We start from the raw sequence: 14709 nt of genomic DNA, 5'->3' as shown, positions 1-14709 counted from the left end.
TTACCAGGTGCTAAGCCGTTTCATGAGATTTTGTGCTTGTTGATAGCCCTTTGTGTTTCCTTGCGATTGAAAGAACTTAGCTGCTAGCTGTAAGTCTTGAATTGTTCCGGGTCGATCTCCAATGTTATAACGAGCACCAGCACGGCGCAAGTAAGCGTCCGCATAGCGAGGATTGAGTTGCAATGCGCGATCGAAGTTCAACACGGCGTTCAAATTGTCTCCTAGCTCGTGTAGAAGAAGACCCCGATGATAATAAGCGTTGGCATCGTTAGGATTGAGAATTATTGCCCGATCGAAGTCCTCTACTGCGCCCTTATAGTCTTTACGTTGAAATCTATCGCGTCCTCGATTCACAAACTCAACTGAGCTTTTAGGGTTGCTTTTTATAGTGGAAATACGAGTAGGTTGTGCATAAACAGGTGGAGTCAGTCCACTGCTAAGTACAGACAGACTCGCGATCGCGATTGCGATGCAGCAATTTTTGTAAAAGTCGTAGTATCCCACTGCCTTTTCTTTTGTGTTACCCAGTATTCACACGTTAACACAATCAATTAGCTTAATCCAAGAGAAGCCTCTCATTCACTCTGTAATCAGAGGAATGATGAGATGAATCTTGGGGCAATGACGAATTGACGAACTACTTATGTTAATCAAAGATTAACGCGGGAGTGAAGTCGTTCGCGCTACTCGTGCCGTAGGCATTGAGGAATTGCCAATTACGGCACGATTTGGCATAAACCAGATCTCCTTTTAATTGAATAGACTTTATTAACGTTAACCACCTTATTTTTAATACCAGGATAGTTTTTTAATTTAACACCAGTGCCTAAGTTTTGCATTCCAACAACTTCATACACTTTCCCTTCAAATTGAACTAAGTCCTTGGGTTGGTATCGGTAACGGGATTTTTTAATTCGCCGTTGCCCTTTTGAGATTTTGCGTTGACGGTAAGCTCTGAGGTTTTCACCATTTTTTTGTTTGTTGCGAGTTCTCCTACCAGAGGATAATTCTGAACCAGATTTGGTCGAGCCATCTCTTGCATCAATATTTCTTAAGAAGCCCACATTCACCCTGTAATCAGGGGAATGTGTGGAGTCGTCACTATTAACTATGTCCGACACCATAAGTATTTCTTCCCCCTACTCCCCACTCCCGACTCCCTATTTTCAAGCTAAAGCTTATAGCCAATCTGGCGCAAAAATGCCCGACGATCTGTAGCTTGTTCGGTGCTTTCCACACCCTTTGGAGAAAACCCATCGACAACCCCAATAATCCCTCGTCCTTGTTGGGTTTCCACAACAATGACTTCCACCGGATTGGCAGTAGCGCAATGGATAGTACAAACCTCTGGACATTGTTTGATAGCGTTGAGAAAGTTGATAGGATATGCTTGTTTCATTAAAATGACGAAACTGTGTCCAGATGCGATCTCTTGAGCATTCTTCATCGCCACTTCTTGTAGAAGTTCGTCGTTTCCCGAAACTCGGATAAGGCAAGGTCCCGACGCCTCACAAAAAGCAAGACCAAATTTGACTTGTGCTGAGATTCCCACCATAATCTCATGCAAGTCTTCAACAGTCTTGATAAAATGGCTGTGACCGATGACAATATTACAGCCCTCCGGAATTTCTAAGGTAACCGACTTGATTTCCACAACCGCGCTTTCCTTTATGAATTTTTCAGAAGCAATCTACTTTTAAATTATAAAAATGATTTGAGGAATTTGTGAGGAATAAAGTGAAGAAAGTTAGAGAAAACGATCGCGCAGTTAATGTCAGAAGTTGAGCAACAATCAATGGTACTTCTTTCTTTGCAAGGGATATGTAGATGAAACTGGCTTCGCGATCGCTTATCTATTTTAAAAAGAAACTGTGGCATCAGTGGAATCGCCGAACTTGCAAAGTTATCCTAGCGTTGCTACTGATAACCGTAACAGTACGGTTCATGCCATATTTGATACCCGTTCGCTCTACTGATATTGCTCAACAACAACTAGCACTTGAATTTGTCGATCGAAATGGGCTACCTTTAGGAACATTATTGACTCGCGACCAAGAACATACATCCGTAGTACCATTGAATCAAGTTTCTCCTCTTTTTATTCAAGCGATTTTAGCTGCAGAAGATGGAGACTTTTATCATCATGGAGCGTTGGATTTAAAAGCTGCAGCCCGTGCAATTAAAGATGCAATATACACCAGAAAGATTGTTTCCGGTGCTTCTACAGTGACCATGCAGTTAGCACGGATGCTAAATCCCGCCCCTCGTACTTTCTCAGGCAAAATTCAAGAAATTTGGCTTTCCTGGCGCTTAACAGCAGGAATGAGTAAAGACGAAATTCTTTCTGCATATATCAATCGTCTCCCAATGGGAGGGAATATTTATGGAGTGGAAGCAGCTGCCCGTACCTATTTTTCCATACCAGCGAGTGACATCAATCTTGCTCAAGCAAGCCTCCTTGCTGCTATTCCGAATAATCCCACTTACTTCGATCCACTTCAGCATTATCCACGTTTGAAGCAGCGCCAGAAATATGTCCTTCATCGTATGGAACAAGACGGGTATATCACTCCCTCTCAAGCAAAACAAGCATACACTGAAGAAATTGTGTTTCAATCTCGTCAACGGGGAATTATTGCTGCACCTCACTTTTTGTTTTGGTTATCTGCTCAGAGCCGCCCAACTCCAGAGCGTCAGGACAAGCAGGAGTGGGAATATCATCCAATCCTAACCACTATAGACCTTCCTTTACAGCAGTTTGTAGAAGCACAAGTGCAGCAGGTTATTTCTACCCTTGCTAACAACAACGTTCATCATGCAGCTGCTTTAGTCATTGACAACCACACTGGAGAAGTTTTGGCTTATGTCGGATCGCCTGACTACTTCAATGAAGCTAAACTAGGACGCAATGATGGAGTACAAGCACTGCGTCAACCCGGTTCTACCCTCAAACCATTTCTGTATGAGTTGGCTTTGGAAAAAGGTGTCATCCGCCCCAATACCATCCTGGCAGATGTACCCGCACACTACGCAATTCCTGGAGCAAAACTTTACAGCCCCACGGATTATAACAAAAGTTTTTTAGGGCCTGTGCGGGTGCGTGTCGCTTTGGCGAATTCTTTGAATATTCCAGCGATACGGGCGTTAGAAAAGGTGGGTGTGCCAACTTTTCTCAATCGTCTTCACCAACTGGGCTTTGAACACCTCACCCAGTCGCCAGAGTACTATGGGCTGGGGTTAACTTTGGGTAGTGGCGAAGTCAGTTTGTGGGAATTAGCTCGTGCTTACGTTACTATGGCATCTCAAGGAGAAGTTACGCCGCTACTCACTACATTTTCTAATTTTTCAATCCAAAATCCAAAATCCAAAATCCAAAATCCCACAACTTCTAATTCCTCAATCCAAAATCCAAAATCTAAAATCCAAAATCCCACAACTTCTCATTCCTCAATCCAAAATCCAAAATCTAAAATCCAAAATCCCACAACATGGCAACTCATAACAGATATGTTAAGCGATCGCCATGCGCGTGCAACTGCATTTGGTGTTGATTCAGTCCTGAATTTACCGTTTCCGACTGCTGTGAAAACTGGTACTTCTTCTAATTTTCGCGACACTTGGACGGTTGGATTTACGACTGACTACACTGTAGCGACTTGGGTAGGTAATTTCGATGGCGATCCCATGCGTCAGGTTTCTGGTGTGACTGGTGCAGCACCATTATGGAACCGAATTATGTTACACCTGCATCAGAAGCAAGAACCTGCTGGTTTTACTCCTCCAGTAGGTATGGTACGACTCCCTATCTGTGCTGTTTCTGGGTTAAAACCAACTCCAGATTGTTCTTCAGTGGTACAAGAATATTTTTATCCAGAAAACGTCCAAGACTACCAGCGCCAAAACCAATTTCAATTGTCCGAGGAATATGATGATTGGTTGGCAAAGCAAGAGCAATCTGGGTTGACTTCAAGCAAGCTCAAGATTGTATCTCCTCATCAGGGTGATTTGTTCTTGCTGCATCCAGGTGATGAAGCAAAACAAAGACTGGAGTTTAAATTAGCAGGGATATCAAAAGCACCTGTAGAGTGGTGGTTGAATGGTGAAAAGCTAGCGACTGATTCTTCTGGTTCTGTCTTTTGGAATCTGCGTGCCGGTCAATGGGTGTTGGAAGCAAGCAGTGGTGGAATGAGCGATCGCATAACTTTTCAAGTAGAGTTTGCTACTATTAAGCCTACACGTCGGGGGTTTTCAGTCAACTAAGCCCGATTGTTCAATCTTAGGTTTTCTCGTTTTTCTCGTTCCCAGGCTCAGCCTGGGAATGCAGGTCGCGAGGCTCCGCCTCGCACTCTGTGGTAGAGTACAGAAGGAGGCGGAGCCTCCCGTAAGTCATTCCCAGCCAGAGGCTGGGAACGAGGTGACAGCCCTACAGATTTATGTTGTTTTATTAGAAATTCATAAGGCAAAGTCATCGCCACCTTTAAAATCAAACTCTGCGTGATAGGAGTATTCAATTTTCAGCGTATAGTCTGCACTACTAGGACTATTGGTTTCTACAACTACTTCCCTCAATAGTTCTCCAGAAGATTCAGAGTTATGAGAGCCAATAGGAAGTAAGTCACCAAAGGCTATTTCTGTGGATGGTTTAATCGTAACAGCTGGCGTTCCATCGGCTAAATTGAGAATGGGAGTTCCATCGGTTCGCACTACCGATAAAACGGCGGTTAAACTTCTGAAGGTAACATTTGAGTAACAGTTAGATGCTACGATCGCAATAGTTTCCGCTCCCTGCGTTGCAAATGGCTGACCATTACTCCTTAACTCGAAACATGGTAGCGGCTGCTGAATCTCTAACTGAATCCCAACTGGAAGGCTATTGCAAATTATCTTTTGAAGAATTTCTGTAAAACCACCAATAGAATCGCGATCGCTAAACGCTTGTCCGCCTGTTTCTTTAGCTAATCTGGCGTATTCTTGCTCCAAACTATCTTTAAACTTGCTCTTGGTGGTACCAAAATAAGTATGAACCTTCACTCCTGCCTGCTGAGCTTTTGCGATCGCCTTATTTGCAGCGATAATATCTTTCTCTTCGGTTCTATCTCCTCCTGCTTCGAGGGCTTCATCTCCCAAATAGAAAATCGCTCGAGCTGCACCCGGTCGCCAATCAAAATGAGTTGAGATATCTTCTACAGTTCGAGCTGCATCTTCCTGCGCTCCCGCATCAGCTAATTGTCCTCGCTTTCTGGCTCGCAGATCTCCCTTGGAAACTTGGCACTCACTCAAGAGATAATCCCGTACTGTGCGTTGAAAATTTGTCCCTTTCCAAGTCCCTTCGATTCCAAGCCAAATGACTCTCAAATCGCTTGGACAGCTAGAAGAGGCGCTAGCAATAGCGTCGGCTGCAGCATTGCTAAGGTCGTTCGCTTCATCTTTCATTGAAGGGCTGGTATCGATAACGACTACCAAATCTACCGGAGTGGTTGCTGTGGCGCTGTCGATTTTGCAAGGGCGCACAGTGGGAATGATTTGTTGTGTTTGGCTCATCTCTTGATATACACTGTGATTGATTGATAATCAACTCCTGTTATTTTGACACAGATCGAAAAAGAATGTCGCCTAGGGTGACACAACCCTTTCATCAAGGGAGTGTTTGCGGCACTCCCCAAGTGCAAAACAAGCGTTGCCAAACCGGATTCACTAAACCTACACGTATCCGATCTCGTCAGCCAGCTAGAAGGTATGTGTTGGGAGACTTGCCTTGACTCTCCTCTAATTACTGTCTTTTACCTTTTGGTAAGATTTTTAGTATCCGTTTACGAGTGCAGTACCCTCCCAAACAAGGTCATTGGACAAACCTACAATCCGTATAGGGTCAAAACTTGAGATATCTGCTTCTCAAATTTAGTATTTGGTTAAACACGAGCTAAAAGCGTTCCCGAATTACGGTAAAAGTCACCGATTTTTCCTACTCTAAAAAAGCTTGCTTAATCGATTCTTGCAACGCTTGACCTGAAAATCTTTTAGCACGGAACTTTTTCAAGTCAACTCGACATCTATCATATCACCTAATTGAGTAGATTCGATCTGATTTAACTAGATTTTTTGTTAACTGTTGTTAACGCTTATTCGCCTGTAGCTTCTCCTTCGCGACGGGGATCTGCGCCGCCAACCAAACCCATATCGGTCAGGGTAATGGCATGGGAACCACTCGTTTGCTCTACAACTTGTACCGAATGACCGAGTGCTTCTAAACCAAGCTTGAGATCGGCAACATTTGCAGTGCCTGCCTCCAATTCTGTTGGACCATTGCGATTACCGAAATTTGGCAATGCTACTGCTTGCTGACTATCAAGTTTCCAGTCCAAAGCAGCAACCAGAGCCTTGGCAACGAAGTTGATAATTCTTGCACCGCCAGCAGAGCCAACCACCATGAGTAGTTTGCCATTTTGGTCAAATACCATCATAGGAGCCATTGAGCTTCTGGGGCGCTTTCCAGGTTCTACGCGATTAGCGACAGGCTTGCCATCACTTGTTGTGGGAGAAAAAGAGAAATCTGTGAGTTCATTGTTGAGCAAGAAACCTCGCACCAGTAATCTTGAGCCAAAAGCATCTTCAATACTGGTAGTCATGGACACCGCGTTTCCGTAGCGATCGACAATTGCAATATGGCTGGTAGAGGGAAACTCTGGTGAATCGTCTTTTCCTCCCACAAACGCAGCCTGTAGAGGTAGCTCACCAGGTTGGGCTTCAGTCAAAGCACGTTCAAGACTGATGAGTGCTGCACGGCGCTTGAGGTATTCTGGGTCGATTAATTCGTTGGATGGCACTGACACAAAATCTGGATCGGCTATGTAAAATCCGCGATCGGCATAGGCAAGCCGTCCAGCTTCAGAGAAGAGATGGACTGCCTCTAATGAAGCTGGCTTCAAGCTTGCCAAGTTAAAGTTTTCGAGGATGCCTAGAATTTGTAACACAGTCAGACCCCCAGAGCTAGGAGCTCCCATACCGCAAACCTTATAAACTCGGTAAACTCCACACACTGGTGGTCGTTCTATTGCTTGGTAGGTTGTCAGATCGGTGGTTGTTAAGTCGCCTGGTATGTCTGCCTGTTGCACTGTGGCAACGATATCTTTAGCAATTTCACCCTCGTAAAAGGCATCAGCACCTCGTTTGGCAATTTGGCGCAGTACTTGGGCGTAAGGTTGATTGACAAGTATGGTGCCGACGGGCTTGGGAGTGCCATCTGGTTGAAAGAAGTAGTTTCTAGCTGCGGGAGTACGCTGGAGATACTGTTCTATGCTCAGTAGAGTGTACAAGCGTGGTGAGAGGGGGAAGCCTTGTTCAGCCAGTTCGATCGCTGGTCGAAAAAGTTGCTTCCAAGGTAACTTGCCATGCTTCTTGTGTGCCATTTCTAGCATTCTGACTGCCCCAGGCACGCCTACAGATTTTCCGCCAACAACAGCATCATAGAACTGTAGCGGTTTGCCATCTGCATCCAGAAAACGATCTGGTTGAGCTGCTGCTGGTGCAGTTTCCCTACCGTCATAGGTACGAAGTTGTTTAGCTTTGGCATCGTAGTAAACTAAGAATGCCCCTCCACCAAGTCCAGAAGACTGTGGCTCAACCAAGCCAAGTACTAATTGGATCGCGATCGCCGCATCAACAGCACTTCCTCCAGCGCGGAGAATTTTACTACCTGCTGCAGATGCTAGAGGGTTAGCTGCTACTGCCATATACTTCTGAGTGATAACAGCTTCGCGCTCAATGCGACCACTACTTGCCTCGGGTGCATCTTGTGTACGCGCCAACGTAGGGTGCAAGAGGGCGGTTCCGACGGCAAGAGCCAGCAAACTAATACGCCAGCGAACTTTACGTGCTATGACCACAGATAATACCTTGGTTTGTGTACTTTTCCAAGTACCATTAGACCATAGAAGCTGTCAATTAACCCTCTCACCGCAAGTAACTGGCTCAATTTTCCACAAAATCTACGCTCCCAAAATGGTATTACTTCTGAGCAAGAATCTGTGTTATCTCTGCGTGTGCTAGTGCAACATCAGGTTCGCGCTGGAGAGCATTGTAGTACTTTTTCTCAAATGTATTACCATCCTCTGCAGGTGTCAGCAGCTGGCGAGCACTATCAAGCAAACTTTGAGCATCTTCTAGGGTGACTGGTTCATCTGCATTCAAAGTTTCATCGATCTCTACTACCAACATGGAGATGTTACGCAACCAAGCAAATTGCTCGTTAGAAATTAGGAGCTGTAGCAGTTCTCCTCTAGAAACCCGCCCACGGACTTGCTCGTAGGTCGTGCGTTCTCCATCAAGCAAGATTTTGTGTAAGTCGAGCAGTTTGCCACGCAGAAGGGACAAACGTTGAAGTGTTGGTTGTAAAAGTGTGTCAGACATTAATGGTACCCATCCTTCCGTTACGATAATCTGCAAATGCTGTCTCGATTTCAGCTTCGGTGTTCATTACAAACGGTCCGTAGCGAACAACTGGTTCATTCAAAGGCACTCCGCCAATCAGCAATACCTCTAGTGGTACTTCTGCTGATGAATTTGCGATCGCGACCTCTTCCCCATCTTGGGCAAAAAGAACCATCTTTCCATCCTCACCCCGTTCAGAATCTGCACCGAATGCTCCTTCACCTTCAAGTACATAGGCAAAGGCATTATAATCTCTCGGCACGGGCTGAACGACTGTTGCACCTGGTTGGAGTATGAGGTGCAAGTACATAATGGGCGTTTGCGTTTCAATGGCAGCACTGACACCGAACGCACTTCCCGCTATGATTTTTACTGTTACCAACCCGTCGTCCGATTGGACTGTAGGAATGCGTTCGGCAGAAATTTCTTGATAGCGAGGAGGTATCAACTTACTGCGCTGCGGCAAATTTACCCATAACTGTAGCGCGTGCAACCGACCACCAGTGCGAGCAAACTCCCGTTCCGGCATTTCTGAGTGAACGATACCAGATCCTGCTGTCATCCACTGCACATCACCTGGATTGAGCGTTCCAGTATGTCCCAGCGAATCCTTATGTTCCAAACGACCCTTTAACAAGTAGGTCACTGTCTCAAAACCTCGATGAGGATGATTGGGTGCTCCCTTAGCTTGACCTGGCGCAACCTCAACAGGTCCTAATTCATCTAAAAGTAAAAATGGATCGAAATCTGAAAAAGTACTTTTTGGAAAGGGACGGCGCACAAGGATGCCCTCACCCTCCAGCGTCTCGACGCTGCTGATGATCCCTGCAACCGTTCGCCGTTCTTTGCTGAGGTGTAAGGTAGTCACGCAGTCCTCCTTTAAAGTACTATACTTTATATATGATTAATCATATATTAGCGCAAGCATATATAGGTCATGACAGTGTAATTAAGCGAACATTATTATTCGGAAAACCGTATCATGTCCTTGGCACACGCAATTATGGGTCTGCTTCAACAAGAAGAGATGACGGGCTATGACCTCAAAACAAGCTGCTTTGATCGCACCATTGCCCATTTGTGGCAAGCTGACCAAGCACAGATTTACAGAACTTTGGACAAACTGGAAGAACGGGGTTGGATTAACTGTAGGGTTGAGATTCAACGCGATCGCCCGAATCGCAAAGTTTACCGTTTGACAGAAGCAGGAAAAGCGGAATTAACAAGATGGCTTCAAGAACCGCAACCCTTACCAACTGTGCGAGATATCTTACTCATTCAGATGTTTTTTGCCGCTCAGTTACCGAATGATGCCATCATTAAACTGTTAGAGCAACAACGAACAGCGCGGTGTGAAAAACTAGAAGAATGTAAAGCGATCGATCTGCCACCGCTTGGCAACCTCTCCAGCGATCGCCAACAGATGATGCAAAGGTTAGTACTGGAACTCGTGCTAAGACAAGAGCAAACCTATATTGATTGGTTAGACATGGCAATTAAGACCATCCGCCAGATTAAAATGTAATACAGGTATTACGTAGGTTGGGTTGAGGAACGAAACCCAACATTGAACCCCAGTACTGGGAGCCGCAACTGTTCCCTTCAATTTTGCTAACCTCATGGTTAACGGGGAGTTTTGGAGCGAGGGCACACCAGAGGTAAATGCTGTGCTGGAGCCTGTGACCCCCGAACGCACACTTGCACAAGCATTCTCCTTACCTCTCGACTCTCAACTCCACTTTAGTATCACTCAAAAAGGGCAGGCGATCGCGTATGACCGTGAGACAATCTTGATGCAATGCTCAAGAATCAATAGGACTAACGATGAAAGCTTTTAAAAATAAGCCCTGGTTGTGGGTACTTCTACTAACCGCCCCGACCAGTTTGCGGGAAAAATCGTTAAAATTAATGTTGATACTGGCGTTAGCGAACAAGTTACTTCGGGCTTGGTGACTCCAATTGCTGTCAAGTTTAATTCCAAAGGTGAACTATTTGCGCTAGATATTGCAACAGGTCAAATTCTGCGAATAAACACGATAACGGGTCAGAGTGAGCCAATTGTCCGGTTGCAACCAGGAACAGATAATTTAGCCTTTGATTCCACCGATCTATTGTATGTTACTAATAACATAGATAGTGATATTACTGAAGTCAATACAGAAACTGGTAGCATCCGAAAAGTTGTCCAAAGTGGAGGACTCACAGCACCAGGTGGAATTGCCATCTATGATAACATTCTCTATGTTGCTGATACCTTCTCCTTCCGATTTCTAGATAAAGAAACCGGACATATAAGGCAGACTTTACGTACTTTTGCAATGCCCCTACAATATCCCTTAACCGTTTCTGTCAATGACGCTCACGCGATCGCTAGCAGTTGGTTTGCTAATACAGTGCAACGACTAAACCGAGAAACTGGAGATGTACTAAACACTTACACTGGCTTCGGCGCACCCTACGATGCGATTGAACTTTCAGATGGTAGTATTTTGGTAGCTGATTGTGCTCTGGGTCATATTGTTCAAATCTTGGATGAAACTGGTGTTAACCGACGTATAGTTACAGAAAATTTATCTTGCCCAACAGGTTTGGCTCAATTGGATGGCTCTACTGTTTTAGTTACAGAATCTTTGGGCAATAAACTTTCGCAGATCGACGTGATGACTGGAGAGCGTCAAGTCCTTGCAGAAAACTTATCCTCTCCAGAGGGAGTAGCTTACCACCCCAAGGGAATAGCAGTTGTTGCTGAAGTTGGTACACAAAGTGTCAAAGCTATTGATATCAATACCAGGAAAAGCATAACGCTAAAACAAAATTTACCAATTGGTCTTCCAGGTTTTTCAAGTGGACCACCACCTTACAACATGACAGGAGTTGCACTTGCAGATGATGTAGTTTACATAACTGGCGATTTAGACAATTCCATTCATACAGTTAAACTCGACTTCAAGTTCTTCAATGATGGGAATTCCAGTCAACCGTCAATGGCTAGAGGAAGAACAAGGTACTAAACTAACCCTTGCTAACGAGAATGAAAAATACAAAGTTTATAGGCTGCTACTTTCTCTTATTGGCGAGACTGAGCCAACACAACATTTAGGAGTCAAAATTGCCATAGGAATGTTAAAATTCTCAGAGTCAGATCCACATCCCAAGTCCATAACATTATTAAGAAAATTTAAGCGGCTCAAAAAACAAGATATTAACGATGCTGCTAACGCCAGACCTGACTTTCAAGAGGTATTGTGCGGATTAAACTTGATTTTTTGCGTGGATTCTGTTGAAGATAAAAATTGTTTGGAAAGGCGTGTTGAACAAGCACTTAAACAGCCAGAATCTATAGAGAGATGCGGAGTATTAAATATAGGAGAAAGTCGAGATTTCATAGATGATTTAAGAATTTTACAGGAAATTCCCTCGGATGTTAAATGGTTAGTGAAAGACGCAAAAGGTGAGGTAACATTACCTAGATGGGTTGATGACCAAGGCTCCTAATATACTAAATGGCAATCTTTTTCATTAGGCAACTTTTGTCAAGAAGCCTTTTGTCAAATCTAACTTTCACAGTTCTACAAAATCATACCAACATCAAGATATAATGATTGCCAAGTTTTTTATTCAATAAGATTCAAGAAAAATGGAGATTGAAGACTTAGGAGTAAGTGTAGAAGAGTATCTCGAAGGATTAGAAAAAGGAGTAGACGTTTTAGAATTAAAGCGGCTAATGCGATCGGGAATTCCAGAAAATTTAGCGTTAGAGGTGATGGAAACTGTCAAACGTATCACTAATGGTACAGCAACCCCTGAAGAAGTAGTCAGAGGATTAATGATTTTAACACCGTCACTGAGAGACAAACTTGAAAGCTGACCCCGATCTCGGAAGTGAGGTTCTAAAGATCATACGTATTTATGGTCAGTTTTATAACTGTATAACTTTCACAGCCGAGAGTCAACTTAACTCTTGTGGGACGGGCGAGGACGCCCGTCTTTCTGTATATGCTCAAGCACAAAAGCTTATTAGGAATCTCCAACAAATTTTTCTATACGTTTCCGAAATTTACTAATTCTAAGTGGTAGTACTTATTGACTATATCTGGGTTGGAAGCAACATCCCACCCATCCCAATACTGCGTAGGTTTTGCATAAAAACACGCAATTACGTAGGTTGGGTTGAGGAACGAAACCCAACATTTATCGGCATTTGTTGGGTTTCGCTGTCGCTCAACCCAACCTACAATTTCTCTTAACCGAGCAGTATTGCCACCCATCCTCTTTAATGCACGGGCGAGGACGTCCGTACCACAAGAGCATAGTATGGTTCATTTATTTGAAAACTGCTGTAATCCAGCCTTAAGTTTTGATATTTTTACCAACAAAGGAAAACAAATGAAGCGTCCCATATGGTTCGTTGTTCCATTTGGTGTTGGACTGATTGTTTTAAGTACTGCTATACTAGGCTCCTTTAAGAGCGATCGCTGTCTCAAGATGGCAGCTGGTTTGCAAGGAGGGGACAGTTATTTCTTTGCAGAGAAGATAAAAAACTTAGTAGAGAAGTATTCTGAGGGAGATAAAAAAGTTTGTATTACTCTCATCAAAGATCCGACCCCTCAAGGAACTGAAGAAAATTTGGAAAAATTAGAGAAAAACGAAGCGCAGTTAGCAACAGCACAAGCAGATATTTTGGTAATGAGAGATTTCCCTAATATACAGTTAGGGAATCAGAAGACTGTGCGTGTAGATTCTTTAGTACTGCTAGAGCAAGCTGAAGTTGTTTCCTTGTTGTTTCCAGATATGTACCAGTTAGTTGTCAGAGATGACAGTTCTAACATCAAAAGCGTTTCAGATTTAGAGAATAAGAGAATTGCACTACCACCTAAAAAAGGGGGTCAAATTAAATCTTTTGCTTTTCTCATGCAACACTATGGTTTGATAACAAAAGAAAAAAACTTAGTCACAATGATAGAAGTCGGTGAAAAAGACACAGACTTAAAAAAAGCCTTATGTGACGACAAAACAGTGGATGCAGTCTTCTTTGTCCGTGCTATAGGCAATCAAAATATCCGCGAACTTCTGAAAGATAGAGAATGCAAAGCACGGTTAGTATCAATCGATCAAGCAGCTGCAATAAAAATCCAAAATCCTTATTTGGAAGAAGTAGAAATCCCAGAAGGAGCTTACCAGGGTGGAAAAAATCCAATTCCCAATGACGGACCTGACAATGTTCCCGACTATCAAAAGCAAAAAGTGAAAACACTCAGTGTTCAAAGATTGCTTTTGGCACGTAAGGATGTTTCTCCAAAAGAAATTCAAGCCCTGACTCAGATTTTATACGAACATCAACAGGAATTAGTTAAGGAATTCCCATTAGCTGCTAATATTAGTCCTCCCAACAAATTTAAAGGAGTTGGTCTCCCCATTCATGAAGGCGCACAAGCATATTACGATCGCGAGAAGCCCTCTTGGTTGGAGGAAAATTCAGGAACAATACAGGTTTTACAAGGAATTTTGGGTCTTGCAATTCCTGTTATATCAGGGATCTTATTATGGTTAAAACAGCGCGAACAAGCACGAAAAAATAAAGCTGATGACTATATTAGGGAAGTGACTGCTTTGATGGATGCTTCAGAATGTGTTCATGGAGTTGCTGAATATTTAAGAGCTTATAACTCAAACAATACCAAGCAATTAAAAAAATTTAGTGAAGTCATAATTGAGAAAACGGCAAAAATTTTAATTGAGAAAAAATCTGCTGAGATCGATCGCAGTCAAAACTTGATTTCTAGTGATTCGTTAAAATCTTTCAGCAAAACTTTACGAAAAGTTGTGAATGCCATAGAGAAAATTCCCGAACAAGCAACAGAAGAACTTCTCCATACCATTTCTGAAAGAGCAACAGAGCTTTGGGATGGATATCGACAAAAACGTTTGCAAAACCGATGGTTACCCTTTGTAAGTAACTGGCAGACAAAGTCGTTTGAATTGATATCCGTAGATAATCAAAAAACTCAAACTGCAACGCTTAAAAGTAATTTAGACGCAACTCTCCGAAATGCCTTAGCTCCTAAAGACACACGACAAACTTTGTCAGAAGAATCTCAGTTCGAGCAATTTCTCGAAACCGAACATTTGGAAATTCGGCGAGACTTAGACAGTATTTTCAAACGAGCCGTTAATGCTTTGGTTGAGGAGAGGATTTCACAAGAGTCGTTCCAGTCATTTAGGGTAGTATGGCAGATTGCAACGGGTGATGCCGATCGCATACCGATGTAAAAAGCTTTGCTC

15 protein-coding genes are annotated in these 14709 nt (G+C 43.5%); 7 read left to right on the top strand and 8 right to left on the bottom strand.

All coding sequences use genetic code 11. From position 1 onward, the window contains the following. The 3 genes from F7734_RS28340 to F7734_RS28330 all read right to left on the bottom strand — a co-directional run bounded on the left by F7734_RS28340 (position 1) and on the right by F7734_RS28330 (position 1654). Entirely contained in the window at positions 1-504 is a 504-nt protein-coding gene (locus F7734_RS28340; RefSeq protein ID WP_166482214.1) for a tetratricopeptide repeat protein, read from the bottom strand. A gap of 212 nt (positions 505-716) precedes the next feature. Next, the gene (locus F7734_RS28335) at positions 717-1124 is read right to left on the bottom strand and encodes a hypothetical protein (protein ID WP_243147135.1); all 408 of its coding nucleotides are present in this window, start codon (positions 1122-1124) and stop codon (positions 717-719) included. A 47-nt stretch (positions 1125-1171) separates the two neighbouring features. Continuing rightward, positions 1172-1654: an adenosine-specific kinase gene (locus tag F7734_RS28330; RefSeq protein WP_166482213.1), complete on the bottom strand. Its 483-nt coding sequence runs from the start codon at positions 1652-1654 to the stop codon at positions 1172-1174. Between the two features lie 173 nt (positions 1655-1827). On the opposite strand from F7734_RS28330, the gene pbpC reads away from it, so the two are divergent. Beyond that, complete coding sequence (gene pbpC / locus F7734_RS28325; protein WP_155747930.1) at positions 1828-4260, top strand: penicillin-binding protein 1C; 2433 nt, start codon at positions 1828-1830, stop codon at positions 4258-4260. A gap of 192 nt (positions 4261-4452) precedes the next feature. Here the strand turns inward: pbpC and F7734_RS28320 are convergent, their stop codons facing one another. The 4 genes from F7734_RS28320 to F7734_RS28305 form a co-directional block, all read right to left on the bottom strand. Further along, the gene (locus F7734_RS28320) at positions 4453-5541 is read right to left on the bottom strand and encodes a hypothetical protein (protein ID WP_155747929.1); all 1089 of its coding nucleotides are present in this window, start codon (positions 5539-5541) and stop codon (positions 4453-4455) included. A gap of 578 nt (positions 5542-6119) precedes the next feature. Further along, positions 6120-7883 carry a gamma-glutamyltransferase gene (gene ggt, locus F7734_RS28315; protein WP_166482212.1) on the bottom strand — a complete coding sequence of 588 codons (1764 nt, stop codon included), beginning with the start codon at positions 7881-7883 and terminating at the stop codon, positions 6120-6122. Positions 7884-8004: 121 nt separating this feature from the next. Continuing rightward, entirely contained in the window at positions 8005-8406 is a 402-nt protein-coding gene (locus tag F7734_RS28310; RefSeq protein ID WP_155747928.1) for a hypothetical protein, read from the bottom strand. Beyond that, positions 8399-9295, bottom strand: a complete 897-nt coding sequence (locus F7734_RS28305; RefSeq protein ID WP_166482211.1) for a pirin family protein — start codon at positions 9293-9295, stop codon at positions 8399-8401. Before F7734_RS28305 ends, F7734_RS28310 begins: the two co-directional genes overlap by 8 nt. 114 nt (positions 9296-9409) lie before the next feature. On the opposite strand from F7734_RS28305, the gene F7734_RS28300 reads away from it, so the two are divergent. From F7734_RS28300 to F7734_RS28280, 5 genes are all read left to right on the top strand, one after another. After that, positions 9410-9952, top strand: coding sequence for a PadR family transcriptional regulator (locus F7734_RS28300; protein ID WP_155747927.1), 543 nt, complete (start codon positions 9410-9412; stop codon positions 9950-9952). 94 nt (positions 9953-10046) lie between these two features. After that, positions 10047-10265, top strand: a complete 219-nt coding sequence (locus tag F7734_RS28295; RefSeq protein ID WP_155747926.1) for a hypothetical protein — start codon at positions 10047-10049, stop codon at positions 10263-10265. 15 nt (positions 10266-10280) lie between these two features. After that, a complete protein-coding gene (locus F7734_RS28290) occupies positions 10281-11438 on the top strand; it encodes a hypothetical protein (protein ID WP_155747925.1) in 1158 nt (385 codons plus the stop codon). Beyond that, positions 11386-11922 (top strand): hypothetical protein, encoded by a 537-nt coding sequence (locus tag F7734_RS28285; protein WP_155747924.1) that lies wholly within the window; start codon positions 11386-11388, stop codon positions 11920-11922. Before F7734_RS28290 ends, F7734_RS28285 begins: the two co-directional genes overlap by 53 nt. Positions 11923-12064: 142 nt before the next feature. Further along, on the top strand, positions 12065-12295 hold the full coding sequence (locus F7734_RS28280) for a hypothetical protein (RefSeq protein WP_155747923.1): 231 nt from the start codon (positions 12065-12067) through the stop codon (positions 12293-12295). Between the two features lie 172 nt (positions 12296-12467). On the opposite strand, the gene F7734_RS28275 is transcribed toward F7734_RS28280, so the two are convergent. Then, positions 12468-12695: a hypothetical protein gene (locus tag F7734_RS28275; protein WP_155747922.1), complete on the bottom strand. Its 228-nt coding sequence runs from the start codon at positions 12693-12695 to the stop codon at positions 12468-12470. A gap of 118 nt (positions 12696-12813) precedes the next feature. Here F7734_RS28275 and F7734_RS28270 point away from each other — a divergent pair, with 118 nt between their 5' ends. Next, positions 12814-14697 carry a TAXI family TRAP transporter solute-binding subunit gene (locus tag F7734_RS28270; RefSeq protein ID WP_166482210.1) on the top strand — a complete coding sequence of 628 codons (1884 nt, stop codon included), beginning with the start codon at positions 12814-12816 and terminating at the stop codon, positions 14695-14697. Positions 14698-14709 lie beyond the last annotated feature (12 nt).

The sequence above is a fragment of the Scytonema sp. UIC 10036 genome, assembly GCF_009725235.1.
The sequence above is the reverse complement of the archived record's forward strand: the minus strand, read 5'-3'. Positions and strand labels throughout refer to the sequence as shown.

Bases quoted from the DNA above. Each gene is read 5' to 3' on its own strand.
- F7734_RS28335 (WP_243147135.1), bottom strand. From the start codon at position 1,124: ATGGTGTCGGACATAGTTAATAGTGACGACTCCACACATTCCCCTGAT.
- F7734_RS28280 (WP_155747923.1), top strand. From the start codon at position 12,065: ATGGAGATTGAAGACTTAGGAGTAAGTGTAGAAGAGTATCTCGAAGGA.
- F7734_RS28300 (WP_155747927.1), top strand. From the start codon at position 9,410: ATGTCCTTGGCACACGCAATTATGGGTCTGCTTCAACAAGAAGAGATG.
- F7734_RS28270 (WP_166482210.1), top strand. From the start codon at position 12,814: ATGAAGCGTCCCATATGGTTCGTTGTTCCATTTGGTGTTGGACTGATT.
- F7734_RS28310 (WP_155747928.1), bottom strand. From the start codon at position 8,406: ATGTCTGACACACTTTTACAACCAACACTTCAACGTTTGTCCCTTCTG.
- F7734_RS28275 (WP_155747922.1), bottom strand. From the start codon at position 12,695: ATGGGTGGCAATACTGCTCGGTTAAGAGAAATTGTAGGTTGGGTTGAG.
- F7734_RS28320 (WP_155747929.1), bottom strand. From the start codon at position 5,541: ATGAGCCAAACACAACAAATCATTCCCACTGTGCGCCCTTGCAAAATC.
- F7734_RS28285 (WP_155747924.1), top strand. From the start codon at position 11,386: ATGATGGGAATTCCAGTCAACCGTCAATGGCTAGAGGAAGAACAAGGT.
- F7734_RS28295 (WP_155747926.1), top strand. From the start codon at position 10,047: ATGGTTAACGGGGAGTTTTGGAGCGAGGGCACACCAGAGGTAAATGCT.
- pbpC (WP_155747930.1), top strand. From the start codon at position 1,828: ATGAAACTGGCTTCGCGATCGCTTATCTATTTTAAAAAGAAACTGTGG.